This window comes from Gordonia sp. Z-3, from assembly GCF_036233855.1.
Lineage (GTDB): Bacteria > Actinomycetota > Actinomycetes > Mycobacteriales > Mycobacteriaceae > Gordonia > Gordonia tangerina.
The window spans coordinates 87,070-104,249 of record NZ_JAZARS010000016.1 but is presented as its reverse complement, the minus strand read 5'-3'; the positions used below and the strand labels follow the sequence as shown (position 1 = coordinate 104,249).

17 protein-coding genes are annotated in these 17,180 nt (G+C 68.6%); 6 read left to right on the top strand and 11 right to left on the bottom strand.

The window, feature by feature from the left end; all coding sequences use genetic code 11:
• Positions 1 to 90 precede the first annotated feature (90 nt).
• The 5 genes from VX037_RS18340 to VX037_RS18320 form a co-directional block, all read right to left on the bottom strand.
• On the bottom strand, positions 91 to 762 hold the full coding sequence (locus VX037_RS18340; protein WP_287016585.1) for a type II secretion system F family protein: 672 nt from the start codon (positions 760 to 762) through the stop codon (positions 91 to 93).
• Positions 717 to 1,529 (bottom strand): type II secretion system F family protein, encoded by an 813-nt coding sequence (locus VX037_RS18335; RefSeq protein WP_235721773.1) that lies wholly within the window; start codon positions 1,527 to 1,529, stop codon positions 717 to 719. Before VX037_RS18335 ends, VX037_RS18340 begins: the two co-directional genes overlap by 46 nt.
• Positions 1,526 to 2,695 (bottom strand): TadA family conjugal transfer-associated ATPase, encoded by a 1,170-nt coding sequence (locus tag VX037_RS18330; protein ID WP_235721772.1) that lies wholly within the window; start codon positions 2,693 to 2,695, stop codon positions 1,526 to 1,528. The genes VX037_RS18335 and VX037_RS18330 overlap by 4 nt, the downstream gene beginning before the upstream one ends.
• Entirely contained in the window at positions 2,692 to 3,753 is a 1,062-nt protein-coding gene (gene ssd / locus VX037_RS18325) for a septum site-determining protein Ssd (RefSeq protein WP_235721771.1), read from the bottom strand. The genes VX037_RS18330 and ssd overlap by 4 nt, the downstream gene beginning before the upstream one ends.
• A gap of 90 nt (positions 3,754 to 3,843) precedes the next feature.
• Positions 3,844 to 4,788 carry an esterase/lipase family protein gene (locus VX037_RS18320; RefSeq protein ID WP_372474950.1) on the bottom strand — a complete coding sequence of 315 codons (945 nt, stop codon included), beginning with the start codon at positions 4,786 to 4,788 and terminating at the stop codon, positions 3,844 to 3,846.
• Positions 4,789 to 5,145: 357 nt separating this feature from the next.
• On the opposite strand from VX037_RS18320, the gene VX037_RS18315 reads away from it, so the two are divergent.
• Entirely contained in the window at positions 5,146 to 6,030 is an 885-nt protein-coding gene (locus VX037_RS18315) for an HAD family hydrolase (RefSeq protein ID WP_287016586.1), read from the top strand.
• A 653-nt stretch (positions 6,031 to 6,683) separates the two neighbouring features.
• On the opposite strand, the gene VX037_RS18310 is transcribed toward VX037_RS18315, so the two are convergent.
• Entirely contained in the window at positions 6,684 to 7,439 is a 756-nt protein-coding gene (locus VX037_RS18310) for an oxidoreductase (protein ID WP_235721999.1), read from the bottom strand.
• Between the two features lie 196 nt (positions 7,440 to 7,635).
• Between VX037_RS18310 and acs the strand changes: the two genes are divergently transcribed.
• From acs to VX037_RS18295, 3 genes are all read left to right on the top strand, one after another.
• Positions 7,636 to 9,588, top strand: a complete 1,953-nt coding sequence (acs, locus tag VX037_RS18305) for an acetate--CoA ligase (RefSeq protein WP_235721770.1) — start codon at positions 7,636 to 7,638, stop codon at positions 9,586 to 9,588.
• 264 nt (positions 9,589 to 9,852) lie between these two features.
• Positions 9,853 to 10,389, top strand: coding sequence for a phage holin family protein (locus VX037_RS18300; protein WP_235721769.1), 537 nt, complete (start codon positions 9,853 to 9,855; stop codon positions 10,387 to 10,389).
• A 3-nt stretch (positions 10,390 to 10,392) separates the two neighbouring features.
• On the top strand, positions 10,393 to 11,337 hold the full coding sequence (locus VX037_RS18295; RefSeq protein WP_235721768.1) for an alpha/beta fold hydrolase: 945 nt from the start codon (positions 10,393 to 10,395) through the stop codon (positions 11,335 to 11,337).
• Positions 11,338 to 11,391: 54 nt separating this feature from the next.
• On the opposite strand, the gene VX037_RS18290 is transcribed toward VX037_RS18295, so the two are convergent.
• The 4 genes from VX037_RS18290 to nth all read right to left on the bottom strand — a co-directional run bounded on the left by VX037_RS18290 (position 11,392) and on the right by nth (position 14,973).
• Complete coding sequence (locus tag VX037_RS18290) at positions 11,392 to 12,591, bottom strand: MarP family serine protease (protein ID WP_235721767.1); 1,200 nt, start codon at positions 12,589 to 12,591, stop codon at positions 11,392 to 11,394.
• Positions 12,588 to 13,349 (bottom strand): NUDIX hydrolase, encoded by a 762-nt coding sequence (locus tag VX037_RS18285; RefSeq protein ID WP_235721998.1) that lies wholly within the window; start codon positions 13,347 to 13,349, stop codon positions 12,588 to 12,590. Before VX037_RS18285 ends, VX037_RS18290 begins: the two co-directional genes overlap by 4 nt.
• A 65-nt stretch (positions 13,350 to 13,414) precedes the next feature.
• Complete coding sequence (locus VX037_RS18280; RefSeq protein ID WP_235721766.1) at positions 13,415 to 14,167, bottom strand: redoxin family protein; 753 nt, start codon at positions 14,165 to 14,167, stop codon at positions 13,415 to 13,417.
• On the bottom strand, positions 14,164 to 14,973 hold the full coding sequence (gene nth, locus VX037_RS18275; RefSeq protein WP_372474943.1) for an endonuclease III: 810 nt from the start codon (positions 14,971 to 14,973) through the stop codon (positions 14,164 to 14,166). Before nth ends, VX037_RS18280 begins: the two co-directional genes overlap by 4 nt.
• Positions 14,974 to 15,132: 159 nt before the next feature.
• Between nth and VX037_RS18270 the strand changes: the two genes are divergently transcribed.
• Positions 15,133 to 15,402 carry a hypothetical protein gene (locus VX037_RS18270; protein WP_235721765.1) on the top strand — a complete coding sequence of 90 codons (270 nt, stop codon included), beginning with the start codon at positions 15,133 to 15,135 and terminating at the stop codon, positions 15,400 to 15,402.
• A gap of 175 nt (positions 15,403 to 15,577) precedes the next feature.
• On the top strand, positions 15,578 to 16,252 hold the full coding sequence (locus tag VX037_RS18265; protein ID WP_006330855.1) for a Crp/Fnr family transcriptional regulator: 675 nt from the start codon (positions 15,578 to 15,580) through the stop codon (positions 16,250 to 16,252).
• 88 nt (positions 16,253 to 16,340) lie between these two features.
• Here the strand turns inward: VX037_RS18265 and VX037_RS18260 are convergent, their stop codons facing one another.
• The gene (locus tag VX037_RS18260; protein WP_235721764.1) at positions 16,341 to 17,165 is read right to left on the bottom strand and encodes an MBL fold metallo-hydrolase; all 825 of its coding nucleotides are present in this window, start codon (positions 17,163 to 17,165) and stop codon (positions 16,341 to 16,343) included.
• Positions 17,166 to 17,180 lie beyond the last annotated feature (15 nt).

The window sequence follows — 17,180 nt, the reverse complement described above, 5'->3', positions numbered from 1 at the left end:
CGCACCAGAGCCCGATTTGGATCCATCGGACTTGGAGAAACCCCGGGGGACCACCCGCCCGGTGACGAGAACCGGTGCGCCATCGCCTCATCACCCACCCAGGACGGAGCCGGCGAGACCGAGGACCACGGGCACGATGCCCAGGCACACGAACGCCGGCAGAAAACACAGCCCCAGCGGGGCACTGATCGCGACACCGGCTCGCTCGGTGGCCGCAGTGGCCTGGTCGTGGGCGTCGCGGCGCACACCGTCGGCGAGTTCGGTCAATCCGCCGGCCAGCGACGATCCGGCTCGCGCCGAGCGCCGCGCCAGGGTGGCCACAGCGTCGAAATGTTCCGAGGTGGTTTCCCCCGGACCTGGCGCGCCCTTGGTGGTATCGGTCCCCGGCACAGGTCGACTACGGCGCCAGGCATGGTCGGCATCGGCCCCGAGAGCCAGCAGTTCGGCGGACACCGACAGCGGTCGCGCCAGGCCCGGGGGCGCCGAATCGGCGACAACCGCCGCAGCTGCTCCGACCGGAAGACCGGCACGCAGGCACACCGCGAAGAGGTCCAGGGACGCGGCGACCCCGAACGGGTCATCGCGAGCATCACTCGCCCGGACCGGCCGCGCGGCGGGTTGCTGCCCGGCGACCCGCCGCAACGCCCAGTCCGGACCAGGCCAGCACCAGACCGCGGCAGCCACGAACAGGGTGGAGATCAGCGCGGCGGCGACGCTCAACGTCGGGCCGCCCGTTCGGTGATGCGCTGTGCCCACACCCATCCGGCCATCGAGAGGGCCGTGCCGACGATCAGCAGGACGCCGCCGGGGCCTCCTCCCAACAGCACCGCCAGCGGGTTCGCCCCCATCAGCTGTCCGAGGAACACACCGATCACCGGCAAACCGGCGAGTACCGCGGCGGTCGCTCGCGGGCCGGCCAGGCCGGCGTGGGTGCGGGCCGCGAACTGCCGACGCTCGAGCACGTCCGACCGCACCGATTCCAACAGCTCGATCATCGGTAGACCGTGTCGATCAGCCAAGTGCCACGCCACCGCGACTCGGCGCCACGACGCGGCATCACCCCGATCCGGGTGACCGGCGGCCCCGGTGTCGAGGACGTCGCCGCCCAGCTCCGCCCGCCCGGACATCGCGGCCAACCCGTCGGCCACCGCCCCCGAAACTCCCTCTGCCGAACGCAGTTCGCGCGCCGCGGCCGTGCACGCACGGGCCGGCGGCGCACCCACCGACAGTTCGGCGATCATCACCGACAACGCCAGCAGCAGGGCGGCGATCTCACCGTCGCGACGCCGAACCCGCCTGGTGCGCTGCCACTGCCAGATGAGACCGGCTGCAACCACGGCCGACGACACTCCGGCCGGGACACCGGCGAGAACGGTCAGCACCAGCGGCAGTGCGCACACCAGCACTGCGGGCGTCGGCATCGGCGAACGCCTGCGCGCAGCGTCCCGGAGACGGTGCAACCGGGACTCGGTGCCGGTGACCGGCCACCACACGACCCCCAGCGCGACCGCCAAGTACAGCGCGGTCACCGCGATCGGCTGCCGATGAGCTCGTCGAGCCGTCCGGCGGACTCGCCGAATCCACCGGCACGGGTCCACACCGGGCGAATGCGGACCAGACCGTCGTCGCCTGGCGCCACCATCCCGATCTCGACGAGTCCGCGGCTACCGCCCGGTGTGCGTGCGACGCCGAGGACCACCTGGACCGCGGCCGCGAGCTGACTGTGCAACGCGGCGCGGGCCATCCCGCCGAGCGCGGCGAGCGCCTCCATCCGCGCCGGCACCTCGGCGGTGGAGTTCGCGTGCAGCGTGCCCGCGCATCCGTCGTGTCCGGTGTTCAACGCGGTCAGCAGGTCGATGACCTCGGCGCCGCGCACCTCACCGACCACGATCCGGTCCGGCCGCATCCGCAGTGCCTGCCGAACCAGGGCCCGAACCGGTACCTCGCCGACGCCTTCGACGTTCGCGGTCCGGGCGACCAGCCGCACGATGTGCGGATGCGGCGGGTCCAGTTCCAGCGCGTCCTCCACACAGAGAATGCGCTCGGTGTGCGCCATCTCGCCGATCAGCGACCCCAGCAGGGTGGTCTTACCCGATCCGGTGCCGCCGACGATCAGGAAGGCCAGGCGTGCGGCGAGGATGTCACGCAGGAGTCGGACCGTGTCGTCGGGGATCGCGCCCAGCGAAACGAGTTCGTCGAAGTTGCGGGTGGCAGTGCGCAGAACGCGCAGTGAGATGCAGGTGCCGTCGTGCGCGACGGGTGGGATCACCGCGTGCAGACGCACCGTGTGTCCGCGTCGGCCGACGCCGACGAGCTGCCCGTCCACCCATGGTTGGGCATCGTCGAGTCGTTTTCCGGCGTTGAGCGCCAACCGGCCGGCGAGACGACGCACCGCGTCCTCACTGTCGAAGCGGATCTCAGTGCGCTGCAAGCCGTGGCCGCGGTCGATCCAGACGTTATCTGGGCCGGCGACCAGGATGTCGGCGACATCAGGATCGACCAGGAGTTGCTCCAGACGCCCGGCCCCGATCAGCTCGGTCTGCAGAAATCGCAGAGCGGCAAGGAGATCGGTGTCGCCGAGCATGCCCCGCGACTCGGCGCGGATCGCGTCGGCGATGACGTCGGGCGTCGGGTCGGCCGCGTCGGCGGCCAACCGGTCGCGCACCCGGTCGAGCAGCTCGTCGTGTGCGGTCATGCGGCCACCCGCGCCACGCGGTCGGCGGCACGATGGACCGCGCGGGCGGCGCGTCCGAGGGGGCTGCGAGGCGTGATCCGCAATCTGCCGGCATCCATCCGCCCCGGCAACCCCGGGTCCGCGCGATACGCGGCGACCAAGGGCAACCCGACGGTGGCGGCGACCTGTGCAGCCCGCAGACCCGACGGCGCCGGTCCCCGCACGGCCAGTTCGGCCCACACCCCGTGACGCTGCACCCGGGTCGCGACGTGGCGCGTCGATGCCGCGCCGGGCACGGAGGCGGTGGTGACCACCACGACCAGGTCGACGGTGTCGAGCACCGCATCGGTCACCGGCCCACCCGCCCGCGGGAGGTCGACGATGACCGTGTCCCCGTCCGCTCGGCCGGCATCGAGCGCGGCCAGCACCGGCTCGACGGCGACCGGCACCGCGCTGTCCGGTCGGGGCGCGAGCACCGAGAGCCGGTCGTCGACGTGGGGTAGCGCTTCGTGTAATGCGCTGGCACGCATAGCTCCTGCCGTGACGGTCAGATCCTGCCACCGCAGCCCGGCACAACTCTCGATGCCCAACGCGAGGTCGATACCCGCGCCGAGATCGTCGACATCGAGCAGCAGCACCCGCGGTGCCAGCTCTGTCGCCGCCAGCGCGACGGCCGCGGCAAGGGTGGTGGCACCTGCCCCACCGTGTCCACCGATCACGGCGATGGCGGCGGCCGGCGCGGCGGGCGGAGCCCGGAAATCGGTGAGCAGCCCCACCAAGGTGGATTCCTCGGCCGGCAGGGACACCGCGTATTCGGCACCGAGGTTCATCGCCGCACGCCAGGTCTGCGCCGGCGGCTCGCCGGAGGTGACCATCACGATCCCGTCGCGCCGCGGCAGCGCCAGGCCGCTGAGCTCCTCGACGGAACGACCGTCCACCGCGATCGCACTGGCTCGCAACCATTCTCGACGACACTCCGACGTCGACCCGGGCAGGATGCGGTAGCCGGCGGCGGCTGCGCACCGGGCGACCTCGTCGTGCAGGTCGGCGCCCACCAGGGTGAGGAGTTCATCGGTCACCCCGACATCGTCACCGACGACGACGCGACCCAGATCCGATCACCCGGGAAGCGAGAAGATCTGTGGATACGTTGCCGGCCTGTGGATTGGTCAACCGGTGAACGGCGGCACGTACTCACACGGCACCCGAACCGGATGCGCGGGGTCGAGCGCATTGAGCACCATGTAGGCGGTGCGGCGCGACCCCGCGATCGCCAGGTGATCGCTGTGGTCCTGTTCGCAGCCGTCCTGCACGACGATGTTGCGGACGCTCTCGCCGGAGCGGCCCGGTACCTGGCCGCTGGTGTAGGGCACCACGAACTCGTCGTAGCGGGTGGAGATGTTCGTGTAGTCCACACCCGCGACATACGGGCTGCCGCCACTCCAGATCGCCCGGTTCATCGGCGATCCCGCCGCCATCTGACCGCAGGCCGCGCAGATCGGCAGATCCGCACCCTGCAGCAGCTGCCGGGTGATCTCGGTGAACGGAATACCGTCGAACGAGCCACGCCACAGCGGCGCCAACGAGACGTACCTGGTGACCTTCGACGCCCCGCCGAGTCGTTTGAGGTAGTAAGCCGGCATGTACGTGCCTTGCGAATGGCCGACGAGATCGACGGTCTGGGCGCCGGTCGCAGCGAGGACTCGGTCGACGAACCGGGACAATTGCGCTGCGCTCGGCTCCATCCGGGTCATGCCGCCGATCGCCGACACCGGCCAGGGCGATCCGGGAATCGCCCCGTAGGTGAGGGCATACACGCAGTACCCGCGGTTGGCCAGCAACGCGACGTAGGCACCCCAGTTGGTCTGCTGCGAACCACCGGTGCCGTGCACCAGCACCACCGGCCGCGGGTGCTGTGGTGTGGGCCGACAGTCGAAGTCATTCGATCCGGGCAACGATCCGCCTGGATGAGCCAGCTCAGGAGGGATACCGGCGAAGAAGCTGTAGGTCTCGGGCAGCGGCCGCTCGGGGGCGGCCGAGGCTGCGCCGACCCCGACCATCGCCACCGCACATGTCGCCACCAATACCGCGACCAGCACCGCGTACCGGTTCATTCGTTTCGTGGACACCTCGACTACCACCCCCGCGTCAGCACCTGCGGGAGAACCTAGCAACTGCTTGGTCAAGTGTCCCGGTTTTGGCAGATCGCCGGGTAACGGGCCCTAGATAGAGGACAACCCCGGCCAGGGGGGGAGGAGGCCGGGGTCATCGCGTTTCAGCCCCGGGGGGTCGGGCTGAAAGGCACCGGTATCAACCGGTTAAGGCCGACTATACACATCGGATTTCGGCCTGTGCAACTAGAAACAACCGGCCGGCGAGGTCACATTTCAATATCGCTGCCTGCGCTTTCACGCTGCAACGACGTTGCATCGACACTGGCCGGGGTCTCGATCGGGCCGTAGCCTGAACCGGTGACGGACACCTCGTCGGCAAGCACTCCCCAGGCCCGATCGGCCCATGCCGTCCTCCCCACACGTCGTAGCGCAGCGTTCTTCGATCTGGACAAGACGGTGATCGCCACATCCAGCGTGCTCGCCTTCACGCGCCCCTTTTTCGCCGCGGGACTGATCGACCGCCGCTCGGTGATCCGATCCGGCTGGGCCCAGTTGCTGTTCCTGATGACCGCGGCCGACCACACGCAGATCGATCGGCTGCGTCGTCACGTCACCGACATGTGCCGCGGGTGGGATGTCGCGCAGGTGCGCGCCGTCGTCGCCGAGACCCTGCACGAGGTGGTCCACCCGCTGGTGTTCGACGAGGCGGCCGAGTTGATCGCCACCCACCGCGCACGCGGCGACGATGTGGTGCTGGTGTCGGCGTCGGGGCGCGAGATGGTGGAGCCGATCGGCGCGATGCTCGGTGTCGACCATGTCGCCGCCAGCGAGATGGAGGTCGTGGAGGGCCATTACACCGGGGAGATCGAGGTCTACCTCTACGGCGCGGCGAAGACCACGGCGATGATCGCACTCGCCGAGCAGCACGACTACGACCTCTCCACCTGCTACGCGTACTCCGACTCGATCACCGATGTCCCGATGCTCACGGCGGTCGGTCACCCCTACGTGGTGAATCCCGACCGACACCTGCGACGGCACGCCCGGGACGCCGGCTGGCCGATCCTGACGTTCTCTCGACCGGCGTCGCGCCGTTCGCGACAGTTGCCGGCGCGGCTCCGGACGGTCCTCGGATCGCCGCTGGCGGCGGTCGCGCTGGCCGTGGGTGCCGCGGTCGCGACGGCACGCTTGGCGGGATTCGCGTCGCGACGACACCCGGGTCGGCCGACCGACGTGGTGTGAGAGAGCCACCACGACACCATCGGATATTGGTCCGAAAGACCCTTGATGTGATGGCGGTCACGGTGTACAAAAGGTTTTACGGAATCTCGGAAGGCAAAGTTCGCTCCGGAAGAGAAGGAACGGACCCCCACGCCGAGCACTTCCCAGCACGGGCGGCAAGCACCCACGCGGAGCGCGCCGCATAAGGCAAAAGCGTTGTGCGCCTGCGACATCGTAGGTCGACACGGGCAAGCCGGTGACCACCAACGGGCCGTAGACCGGGACACGAAGGATCCCTGTCGAGCCGGACGAATCGATCCGATCGAGGCGAACCGAGAGGTTCGTCAGACGGAAAGAATCGATCCGAATAAGCTCGATCCAATTGCACGGCACCGTCATTCACACGTGGTTCACACCGGGGCGCACCGATCGGCACTCCTTCCCTCGCCGAGGCGGTACCACAACCCACCAAGCACGCTTGGTAACTTGGGTCCGTGCTACGCGGGCGGCCGTCCGACCGGTTCTCCGGTCGGACGGCCGCCCGCAGTGCGTTGTGGGGGACGTTGTGTCACTACCCGGCTCCAGTTCCTCCCACCCGAAATCCGTTCCACCGCGCTGTATTCCGGTCGGACGAACGCGAATACGGGGAAGAACGCTCCGGCGCGAACGGAGCCTCAGCCGGCGCGAGCGGCGTCGGCGATGGATCGGGCCTCACCCGCGCCTGCTTCGAGCGCCTCGCAGCACAGCACGATCCAGGCGCCCACGCCCTCCGGGTCGCCCTCGGCAAAGCGGGTCGACAACGCCCGATACTCATCGGCACGCCGCAGCCAGGTCACCTCCGGGACACCGAGGTTGTGCGGGTCCAACCCCGTCGAGGTGCACACCAGACGCGATGCGGCCCGCGCCACCACACCGTTGGCCGACGGAAAAGCGGCCAGCCCCAACAACTCTCCGTGTACGACTGCGGCCAGAACCGGCGCGGGGACCGCGGTGGCCCCGGTCACCAGTTGGCCGAGCAGATCCAGCCGGGCCGCGACGCCCGGTGCCGCGCTGGGTCGGCCGAGCTCGTCCGGTTCGTCGACGAGGCCGGCGGCGGCGAGCATGTGCAGGCGGGCGAAGGCCTGGGCGGGCGCCCGACGGAAGACGGCGGTGAGTTGCTCGAGAGCGTCACCGTCGAGGGCCTGGGCCACTCGCATCGCCCCCGCCAGCACCGGGTCGTCGAAGTCACCGTCGCGTCGCAGCTCCACACTGCCACCGTCGATGGCCGCAGACGATCGACCCGCGCGCCACGAGGCCTCGGTGGCGGTCTTGTCCCAACCACGCAGATTCGCCGGGTGTCGATGGACGGCACTGAGCGCGTCACGTGCGCGATCGGCCGACTCGACGACACCGGGTAACTCCAACAGCGGTGCCAGCGGGTCAGCTGCCAACGGATCCGAACTCACGCCTTCCCACCATAATGAGGGTGCCGCTCGTCGCGTCCACCGGACCATTCGTCGCGGATGTGCGCTGGTCCGGCCGATCGGCACCTGCAACGAGATTCCAACGTGACTACCCTCACAATCAGAAACCGGCATGACCGCACGTCACGCCAATGTCGTCGAGAGTGAAAGGCACACCTGACCGATGTCTCCCGCCACCACTTCGTCTGCGCAGGGCTACCCGCCGTCGAAGGAGTTCGCCGCCCAGGCCAATGCCACTGCCGAGATGTATGACCGCGCCGACGCGGATCGTCTGGAGTTCTGGGCCGAGCAGGCCCGCCGCCTGGACTGGGACACCGATTTCGATCAGGTGCTGGACTGGTCGGGGGCGCCGTTCGCGAAGTGGTTCGTCGGCGGCACACTCAACGTCGCGGTCAACTGTGTGGACCGTCACGTCGCCGCGGGCAAGGGTGAGCGCGTCGCCATCCACTGGGTCGGCGAACCGGGCGACTCCCGCGACCTCACCTACGCCCAGCTGCAGGACGAGGTGTCCAAGGCCGCCAACTACTTCTCCGCGATCGGGCTGGTCGCCGGTGACCGCGTCGCGATCTACATGCCGATGGTGCCCGAGGCGTTGATCTCGATGCTGGCCTGCGCACGCCTCGGCCTGACACATTCGGTGGTCTTCGCCGGATTCTCCGCCGGCGCACTACGCAGTCGCGTCGACGACGCCGAGGCCAAACTGGTGATCACCACCGACGGCCAGTACCGCCGCGGCAAGCCCGCCCCACTCAAGGCCGCCGTCGACGAGGCACTCGGTTCCGGCGACGACGCCGCGAAGTCCGTCGAGAAGGTGCTCGTGGTGCGCCGCACCAACCACGACGAGAACCTGCCCTGGGTCGACGGTCGCGACGTCTGGTGGGAGGACACCGTCGACGAACAGTCGGCCACCCACTCCCCCGAGGCGTTTGACGCCGAACACCCGCTGTTTTTGCTCTACACCTCCGGCACCACCGGCAAACCCAAGGGCATCGTGCACTCGTCGGGCGGCTACCTCACCCAGGCGTCCTACACCTTCCACAACGTGTTCGACCACAAAGAAGGCCGCGACGTGTTCTGGTGCGGCGCGGACATCGGCTGGGTGACCGGACACTCCTATCTCGTCTACGGGCCACTGTCCAACGGCGCGACCGAGGTCGTCTACGAGGGAACTCCCAACTCCCCCAACGAACATCGCCACTTCGAGATCATCGAGAAGTACGGCGTCACCATCTACTACATCGCGCCCACGCTGATCCGCACCTTCATGAAGTGGGGCCGCGAGATCCCCGACGCCCACGACCTGTCCTCGGTGCGGCTGCTCGGGTCGGTGGGCGAGCCGATCAACCCCGAGGCCTGGAAGTGGTATCGCGAAGTCATCGGCGGTGACACCGCACCCATCGTGGACACCTGGTGGCAGACCGAGACCGGCGCCATCATGATCTCACCGCTGCCCGGCGTGACCGAGGCCAAACCCGGCTCGGCGATGAAACCACTACCCGGCATCAGCGCCAACATCGTCGACGACCAGGGCAACCCGGTCAGCCACGGCGAGCAGGGCTACCTGGTACTCGATCAGCCGTGGCCGTCGATGCTGCGCGGCATCTGGGGTGACGAGGACCGCTTCCGCGAGACCTACTGGTCGCGCTTCGCCGAGCAGGGGTGGTACTTCGCCGGCGACGGCGCCCGCTACGACGACGACGGCGCACTCTGGGTCCTCGGCCGCGTCGACGACGTCATGAACATCTCCGGGCACCGCATCTCCACCGCCGAAGTCGAAAGCGCACTCGTCGGACACGCCGGGGTCGCCGAGGCCGCCGTCATCGGCGCCGCCGACGAGACCACCGGCCAGGGCATCGTCGCCTTCGTCATCCTGCGTGAAGGCGTGGAGAACACCGGCGAGGCATTGGTCAAGGAATTGCGCGAACAGGTGTCGATCGAGATCTCCCCCATCGCCAAACCCCGCGAGATCAACGTCGTCCCCGAACTGCCCAAGACCCGCTCCGGCAAGATCATGCGACGCCTCCTCAAAGACGTCGCCGAAGGCCGCGAACTCGGCGACACCTCCACACTCGTCGACCCCTCGGTCTTCGAAGCCATCCGACAAAAGCGCGCATAGTCAGGCGTCCCGGCGGCGACCCAAGGCACCCAAGCCGCCGCACGGCGCCGCACCCAAGGCACCCAAGCCGCCGCACGGCGGTCGAGTGGGCGTCGTTTTCCGTTGAGTGGGCGCGCGTCTTTCTGACGCGCACCCACTCGGCGAGAAGCGGCGCCCACTCGACGGAAAATGGTGCCCACTCGACGCGAGATATCTCCCCCGCTACCGGCCACGCGAGCGCATGCATGGCAACATGAGTCCGACACCAGAGGTACGGAGGATTCTGTGAGCCGCAACGAGCCCGGCCAAACCGCTCAGGACGCCGGATCGGCCCCGTCGATCCCGCTGTCGGATCCCACCCACGGCCGCAACGGCGAACCCAGCATCGGCAACCTGGTCAAGGACGCCTCGGCAAGTGTGTCGACGCTGTTCCGCTCCGAGGTCGCGCTCGCCAAGGCCGAACTCGTCGGGGAGGCCAAGAAGGCGGGGGCCGGAACCGGGCTGCTGGTGGTGGCCGGCGTGATGGCCCTCTACTCCAGCTTCTTCTTTTTCTTCTTCCTCGCCGAACTCCTGGACAACTGGATGCCGCGGTGGCTGGCGTTCCTGATCGTGTTCGCGATCCTGGTGCTGATCACCGTCGTGATGGCGTTCGTCGGCTATGTGTTGTTCCGCAAGGTCCGCGGCCCGAAGAAGACGATCGCCAGCGTGAAGGAAGTGCCCACCGTGTTGCCGGGCAGTCATCCCAGCTCGTCGTCGGCGACCAAACCCACCGACGGTGAGCACCCGGCGATACCGCGCGCGCACGATCCCGCCAAGGGATGAGTGGTGGCCGGACCGCCTGATCCGTCGAGCGTCCGCGTCACCGGCGACTGGCATCACTTCGACGTCCGCGCCAACGGGCTGCGCTTCCACGCCGTCGAGGCGCCCGACCCGAGTACCGCCAACCGTCCGCTGGTGCTGCTCCTGCACGGATTCGGCGAGTTCTGGTGGAGCTGGCGTCATCAGATCACGGCGCTGGCCGAAGCGGGATACCGGGCGGTGGCCGTCGACCTGCGCGGCTACGGCGACTCCGACAAGCCGCCCCGCGGCTACGACGGCTGGACCCTCGCCGGTGATACGAACGGACTGGTCCGCGCGCTCGGCCACCCCGATGCCACCCTGGTGGGCCACGCCGACGGCGGGCTGGTGTGTTGGGCCACCGCGACGTTGCACCCACGCGTGGTCAATCGGGTGGCCGTCATCGCCTCCCCACATCCACGTGCACTGCGTCGCGCCGTGATCGCCGACCGACATCAGCGCCGTGCGTTCCTGCCCGGCTTCCTGCACAATCAGCTACCCAAGCTGGGTGAGCGTCGGCTCGCGGCGCACGACGGCGGCTACCTCACGCAGTACTTCGCCGAGCGGGCCTCGCCGAGCTGGCAGGCCACCGACGACTACGCGGTCACCGTGGACCGTAATCGCTCGGCGGTGCAGATCCCCTACGTCGCGCACTCCAGCCTGGAGTACCGGCGCTGGGCGTTCCGGTCCCAGTTCCGTCCCGACGGATCGCGGTTCATGGAGCTGATGAATCAGCGGCTGCATCTACCGGTGCTGGCGCTGCGGGGAGCCGACGACCCGTACATCCTCGATCATGTGATGGCGGCGAGTCACCGGTATGCGGCACACATGCAGTATCGGCCGATCGCCCACAGCGGACACTTCGCCCACCAAGAACAGCCCGATGTGGTGACCGAGAAGTTGCTGGGGCTGCTACGCACCGAGGCGGGCTGATCCGCCCGGTCCGCGGACCAGGCGCGGACGTCGCCGGGAAACCCGGGTGGTGGCTCAGGCGTGCACGCACGTCTGCGTGCTGACCCGCGCCGAACGCGCCTCCGAATCGGTCAGGTTCTGCCGCACCTGCTCGGCGGTCAACACGAAGCCGGTCTGGTCGTTGGTGTCCTCGGCAGCGCCGAACACCACGCCGACGACCTCACCGGCCGAGTTGATCATCGGGCCTCCCGAGTTGCCCTGCCGGATCACGCCACGAACGGTGTACACCTGCCGCAGGATCTGACCGGTCCGGTAGATGTCGGGCCCCGACAGGTTGATCTTGTCGCGCACCCGCACCGCGTTGACCGCGAACGGGCCCGCCTCGGGATAGCCGAGCACGATCGCGTCGTCACCGGTCTGCGCTTCCCCGTCGGCGAACCTCAACGCCGGTGCCGTCAGACCGGGGACGTCGAGGACCGCGATGTCGTTGTCGCTGTCGAACAGGACCACCCGGGCCGGGAGCTGTTGCCCGTTCGGCGACGACACCGTCAGCCGCCGCGTACCGGCAACGACGTGCGCATTCGTCATGACCCGCTCTGGGGACACCACGAATCCGCTGCCTTCGAGCGCTTGCCGACAGCTCGGCGCCGTGCCTTCGATCTTGACCACGCTGGGCCGGACCTGCGCCACCGCCGGTAGCTGCAACACCGTCGGATCGGGCGGGCCCACCTCGGCGACCGGCGTACGTCCGAACGGTCCGATGACCTGCGGCAGACCGGAGTTGTCGAGCAGCGCGCTGAAGTCCTTGGGCAGGTCACGCAGCCACTGCGGCGCCAACGCGTCCACGCCGGTGAGCACCTTGGACCCGCGCACCGCGGTGGACACCTGCGTCTCGGCGGAACTGCTCAGCGGAATCGCCAACAGCCATGCCGCGATCAGCACGGCGACAACCTGCAGCATCGACCCGATCACGCTGTCCACGCGGCGCACGCCACGTGACCGGATGCCGCTGCGCGCGGCCCGACCCAGGATCATCCCGGACACCTCGCCGATGATGATCAGCCCCACCAGCAACACCACCCCGACCAGCAGTCGGGTGGTGCGATCCTCGAAATTCGAGATGACATGCGGCGCGAGGAGGATGCCGGCGACGGCGCCGAGCACCACCCCGAGGAATGCCAGCGCCGAGGCGACCGCGCCCTGTCGGAAACCACTGGCCGCGGCGAGCAGCGCGATCACCACGACGATGAGATCGACCCACCCCGAGCCGGTCACCGGGTGCGATCCTCTGCCTGGTGACGCAGGTGGGCCGGCAACACCGCACCCGGACCGATGGTCTGCGGGCTACCGGCGGCCGCGATGGCCTGGTCCAGCGGCCGGACGTCGGAGTGGTCCCAGGGCACATCCCAGCCGGCGACCTCGCTGATCGCGGCGATGAGCCCGCCGGTGAATCCCCACACCAGCAGGCCGTCGACCATGAATGCCGGGCCCTTGTAGGCACGTGCGCCCATCACGGTGCGCTGCACCTGGAACCGGCTCTCCGGCGCGAGCAACGACCGCAGGTTGACGCGCGCCACCCGCGCGGTCTCTCCCGTGTCGACGACGCGCACCTCGCCGGGCTCACGCCAGTGCGCCAGCACCGGGGTCACGTCGAAACTGGACACCGGCACAGGGAACGACGGCAGGTTGGCGAGCACGTCGACCCCCTCGGGGACGAGTCCGGTCTCCTCGGCTGCCTCGCGCATCGCGGTGCCCACCGGGAAGTCGTCGCCGGGATCGAGCCCGCCGCCGGGAAATGCGACCTGCCCGCTGTGTTGACGCAGGGTGGGTGCACGCTCGGTGAGCAGGATCTCGGCGTCGGGTGGGAGCCCGCCGGGATGGTCGACTGCCTCGTCCCACGCACCGCCGATGAGCACCAACACCGCGGCCGCCCGCTTGTCGCGGCCGAGCATCGACGCCCACCTGGTGCGATCGCCGCCGCGGTTGAGCACCGAGTCGGTAACTGCGGCGACGTTGTCGGTGAGGCGACGCATCCAGGGCGGAACCTGTTCGGTCGGAACCAACCGACCCGCGGCGGGACCGGGATCGTGTTCGGCGCTCACGTGCTCACCCCCAGGTATTGCTGCACGACGTCGGCGATCTCGTCCGGGGTGTCGAACACCTGGGGCAGCACCTTGGCCACGGTGCCGTCGGCGCGCACCAGGATCGTCGACGGGAACACCCGGGGTGCGCCGAGTGCCGCGGCGATCGCGGCGTCGGTGTCGAGGACCGACGGCAGGTGCACGCCGTTCTCGATCAGAAACCGCAGCGCCAGATAAGGATTCTGCGCACCTTCCTGAGCGTGCACCGCGAGCACTGTCACCGCATCGCCGGCGCGTTGGGCGTAGCTGTCGACGACCGGGAGTTCCCGACGACACGGCAGACACCAGACGGCCCACATGTTCACCACCATCGGCCGACCCGCGGTGCCGGTGCCGACGTCGTAGTCTGCGCCGTCGGCCAGACACGGCACCGAGACTCCGGCCAGCGCGGACCGGGCCGCCTGGGGCAGTCCGGTTTCCGGACACGGCGGCAACGCGGCGTCTTGTCTGGCCTGCGCCATCTGGGCGTCGTCGGCCTGCGCGTCGGTTGCCCGCGGCCCGGTCGCCGTCGGCGATGTCGCAGGGCCTCCGGAGTCCGAGTCGGCGCCGCGGGGCCAGATCGCGATGACCAGGGCGAGGATGACGACGGTGAACACGATGGTCCACCGCGCCGAGGAAGGAAAGCGGCTGGTGCGGCGGGGTGGTGGCGCGGCGGCGGAATCGTCGTCCTCGTCGGGTCCCGACTCCGCGCTCCTCGGAGTCTGGTTCACTGCGTCGCCAGCCCCGCCAGATCCAGCAGATGCTCGGTTTCGGGGCCCTTCACCAGTTTCGCGGCATCGGCCTTGGCCATCGGCCCGGTGCCGACCGCCGGACAATCCTTGGCCAGAATGCAGACACCGCACGCCGGTTTGCGCGCATGACACACACGTCGACCGTGAAAGATCACCCGGTGCGAGAGGTCGGTCCACTCCTTGCGCTCGATCAGTTCACCGACGGCGCGTTCGATCTTGACCGGATCGGTCTCCTCGGTCCAACCCCACCGCCGCACCAATCGCGCGAAGTGGGTGTCGACGGTGATCCCCGGGACGCCGAAGGCGTTACCCAGTACGACGTTGGCGGTCTTGCGGCCGAAACCGGGCAGGGTGACCAACTCCTTGAGGGTGTCGGGCACCTCGCCGTCGAACCGTTCCACCAGGGCCTGACCGAGTCCGATGATCGAGTTGGCCTTGTTCCGGTAGAAGCCGGTGGACCTGATCATCTCCTCGAGTTCGGTTCGGTCGGCCTCCGCATACGACCGGGCGGTGGGATACCGCTCGAACAGTGCCGGCGTGACCTGATTCACCCGGACGTCGGTGCACTGCGCGGACAGAATCGTCGCGACCGACAGTTCGAGTGGAGTGGTGAAGTCGAGTTCGCAGTATACGTGGGGGAAGGCGATCTGGAGCGTGCGGTTCATCCGACGTGCCCGCCGTACCAGCCCTAGATGGGTCTCGGTCTTCGACCGGCGCCCACCGCCGCGGACGCGCGTCTGTCTCGCCGACGCCTCTGCGGAGTCGGTGGTCTTACGTGCGGTCACGCAATTCAGGTTAGCCACGTCGCGGCGAAGTAGCCCAAAGAGATGCCTCCGGCGGGGTGGTGAATTGCCGATCCTGACCGTGCTTCGCCTTGGTAACAAGTCAGTGAAGCCGGTCCTTCTGGTTGGCGAGAGGCTCCCCGAGTTGTGTTTACTGTCCCCATGCAAGGACTCGCCGCGCTGCTTTTCCCGGCTGTGCTGATGCTCTTCGCACTCGCGATGGAGAAGGTTCAGGCCAGGATCGACCGCCTCGCGGTCACCCAGGATCACGTCGAAGAGTTCCTGGAATCGGCAGACGCCGCGCAGGTCGACACGCTGGCCAAAGAGGGTTTTCCCGCCGCATTGGATGAGTTCCGTGCCCGCCGCGCGCCCGATGCGGCCGACGCCGCCCGCGACAGCGCATTCTCGGCCTCACCGCAGCGGGCGAGCTGAGGCGATAGCCGACACCCGCCCCGACTCACCGCTATGTACCGGCCAGTGACCCATTCAACACATATGCTTGGGGCGAGAGTAGCGTTGCACGAGGCAACACGGCGACCGACGGCATAGATCACCACCGGCGTGGGGTTGCCATGCGAGTGTGGTTAGGACGAGAAAGGTTCCTTAGGTGGAGGACGTACTGGCGCGGGCGGGCATATTCCAGGGTGTCGAGCCCTCCGCCGTCGCAGCGCTGACAAAGCAACTTCAACCGGTCGATTTCCCTCGCGGGCATGTGATCTTCCACGAGGGAGAACCCGGTGATCGGCTGTACATCATCCTGTCCGGCAAGGTGAAAGTCGGCCGTCGTTCGCCTGATGGTCGGGAGAACCTGCTGACCATCATGGGACCGTCGGACATGTTCGGCGAACTGTCCATCTTCGATCCGGGGCCGCGTACGTCGTCGGCCACCACCGTGACCGAGGTGCGTGCGGTATCGATGGACCGCGACGCCCTACGCGCCTGGATCAAGGACCGTCCCGAGATCGCCGAGCAGTTGCTCCGCGTGCTCGCCCGCCGTCTGCGCCGCACCAACAACAACCTCGCCGACCTCATCTTCACCGACGTGCCCGGCCGTGTCGCCAAACAGCTGCTGCAGCTCGCGCAGCGGTTCGGCACCCAGGAGGGTGGCGCGCTGCGCGTCACGCACGACCTCACGCAGGAAGAGATCGCGCAGCTCGTCGGCGCCTCCCGCGAAACCGTCAACAAGGCACTCGCCGACTTCGCTCAGCGCGGTTGGCTGCGCCTGGAGGGCAAGAGCGTCCTGATCGCCGACTCCGAGCGCCTCGCACGCCGCGCGCGGTAGCCCACTGACCTGGCGGTTCGTCCCCCGGGTATTGTTTCCTGCCCTGCGGCCGCCGGGGCAGGAAACGATACCCGGGGGACGAACTGTGTCAGCGGTCCCGCAGGTACTCCAACTGGGCCTTGACCGACATCTTGGCGGCCGGCCAGAGCGACTTGTCGACGTCGGCGTAGACCTTGCGGACCACCTTCATCGGCTTCGCCTTGTCGGCCGACACACCCAGCTCGTCGAGCGCGGCCACGATCTGATCGATCCGTTCCTCCCGGTGTGCCTTGTAGAACCGCGCAACCGGCCCCACCTGTGGGTGGTCGGGTCCGTGCGCAGGCAACAGCACCGCGTCCTCACCCTCGACGATGATGCGGTTGAGCGAGTTCATGTAGTCGCGCAGGGTGCCGTCGGTGGGGTCGATGACGGTGGTGCCGCTGCCGAGAATGGTGTCACCCGACAGCAGGGCACGATCCCCGTCGCACTCGACGAGAAAACTGAGCGAGTCCCCGGTGTGGCCCGGAGTGTGCAGCACGGTGATCCGCAGACCCGCCACGTCGATGACCTCCCGGTCGGCAAGCGGCGCGGCACCGTGTGTGAACTTGGCCGACCGCGCGCGCACCGGGACGTCGACCCGTTTGCGCAGTCGCCGGATGGCGCCGGTGTGGTCGAAGTGACGGTGGGTGATGAGCACCAGCGCAATCCCCTGCTGCTCCGCGATGCGTTTGACGTGCCCCTTCTTGTTGGGCGGGCCCGGATCGACGATGACGCACTCCGGATGGCCGGGAGCACGCAGGATCCAGGTGTTGGTTCCGTCGAGCTCCATCGTGCCCGGGTTCTTGCACAGCAGCACCGACGCGAACGGCGTCACCTCGCGTACGACGCCATAGGCGGGATGCTGTGCCGTGTCGCCGTTTCCGCTGTCAGTCATGTCTTCCGACACTAC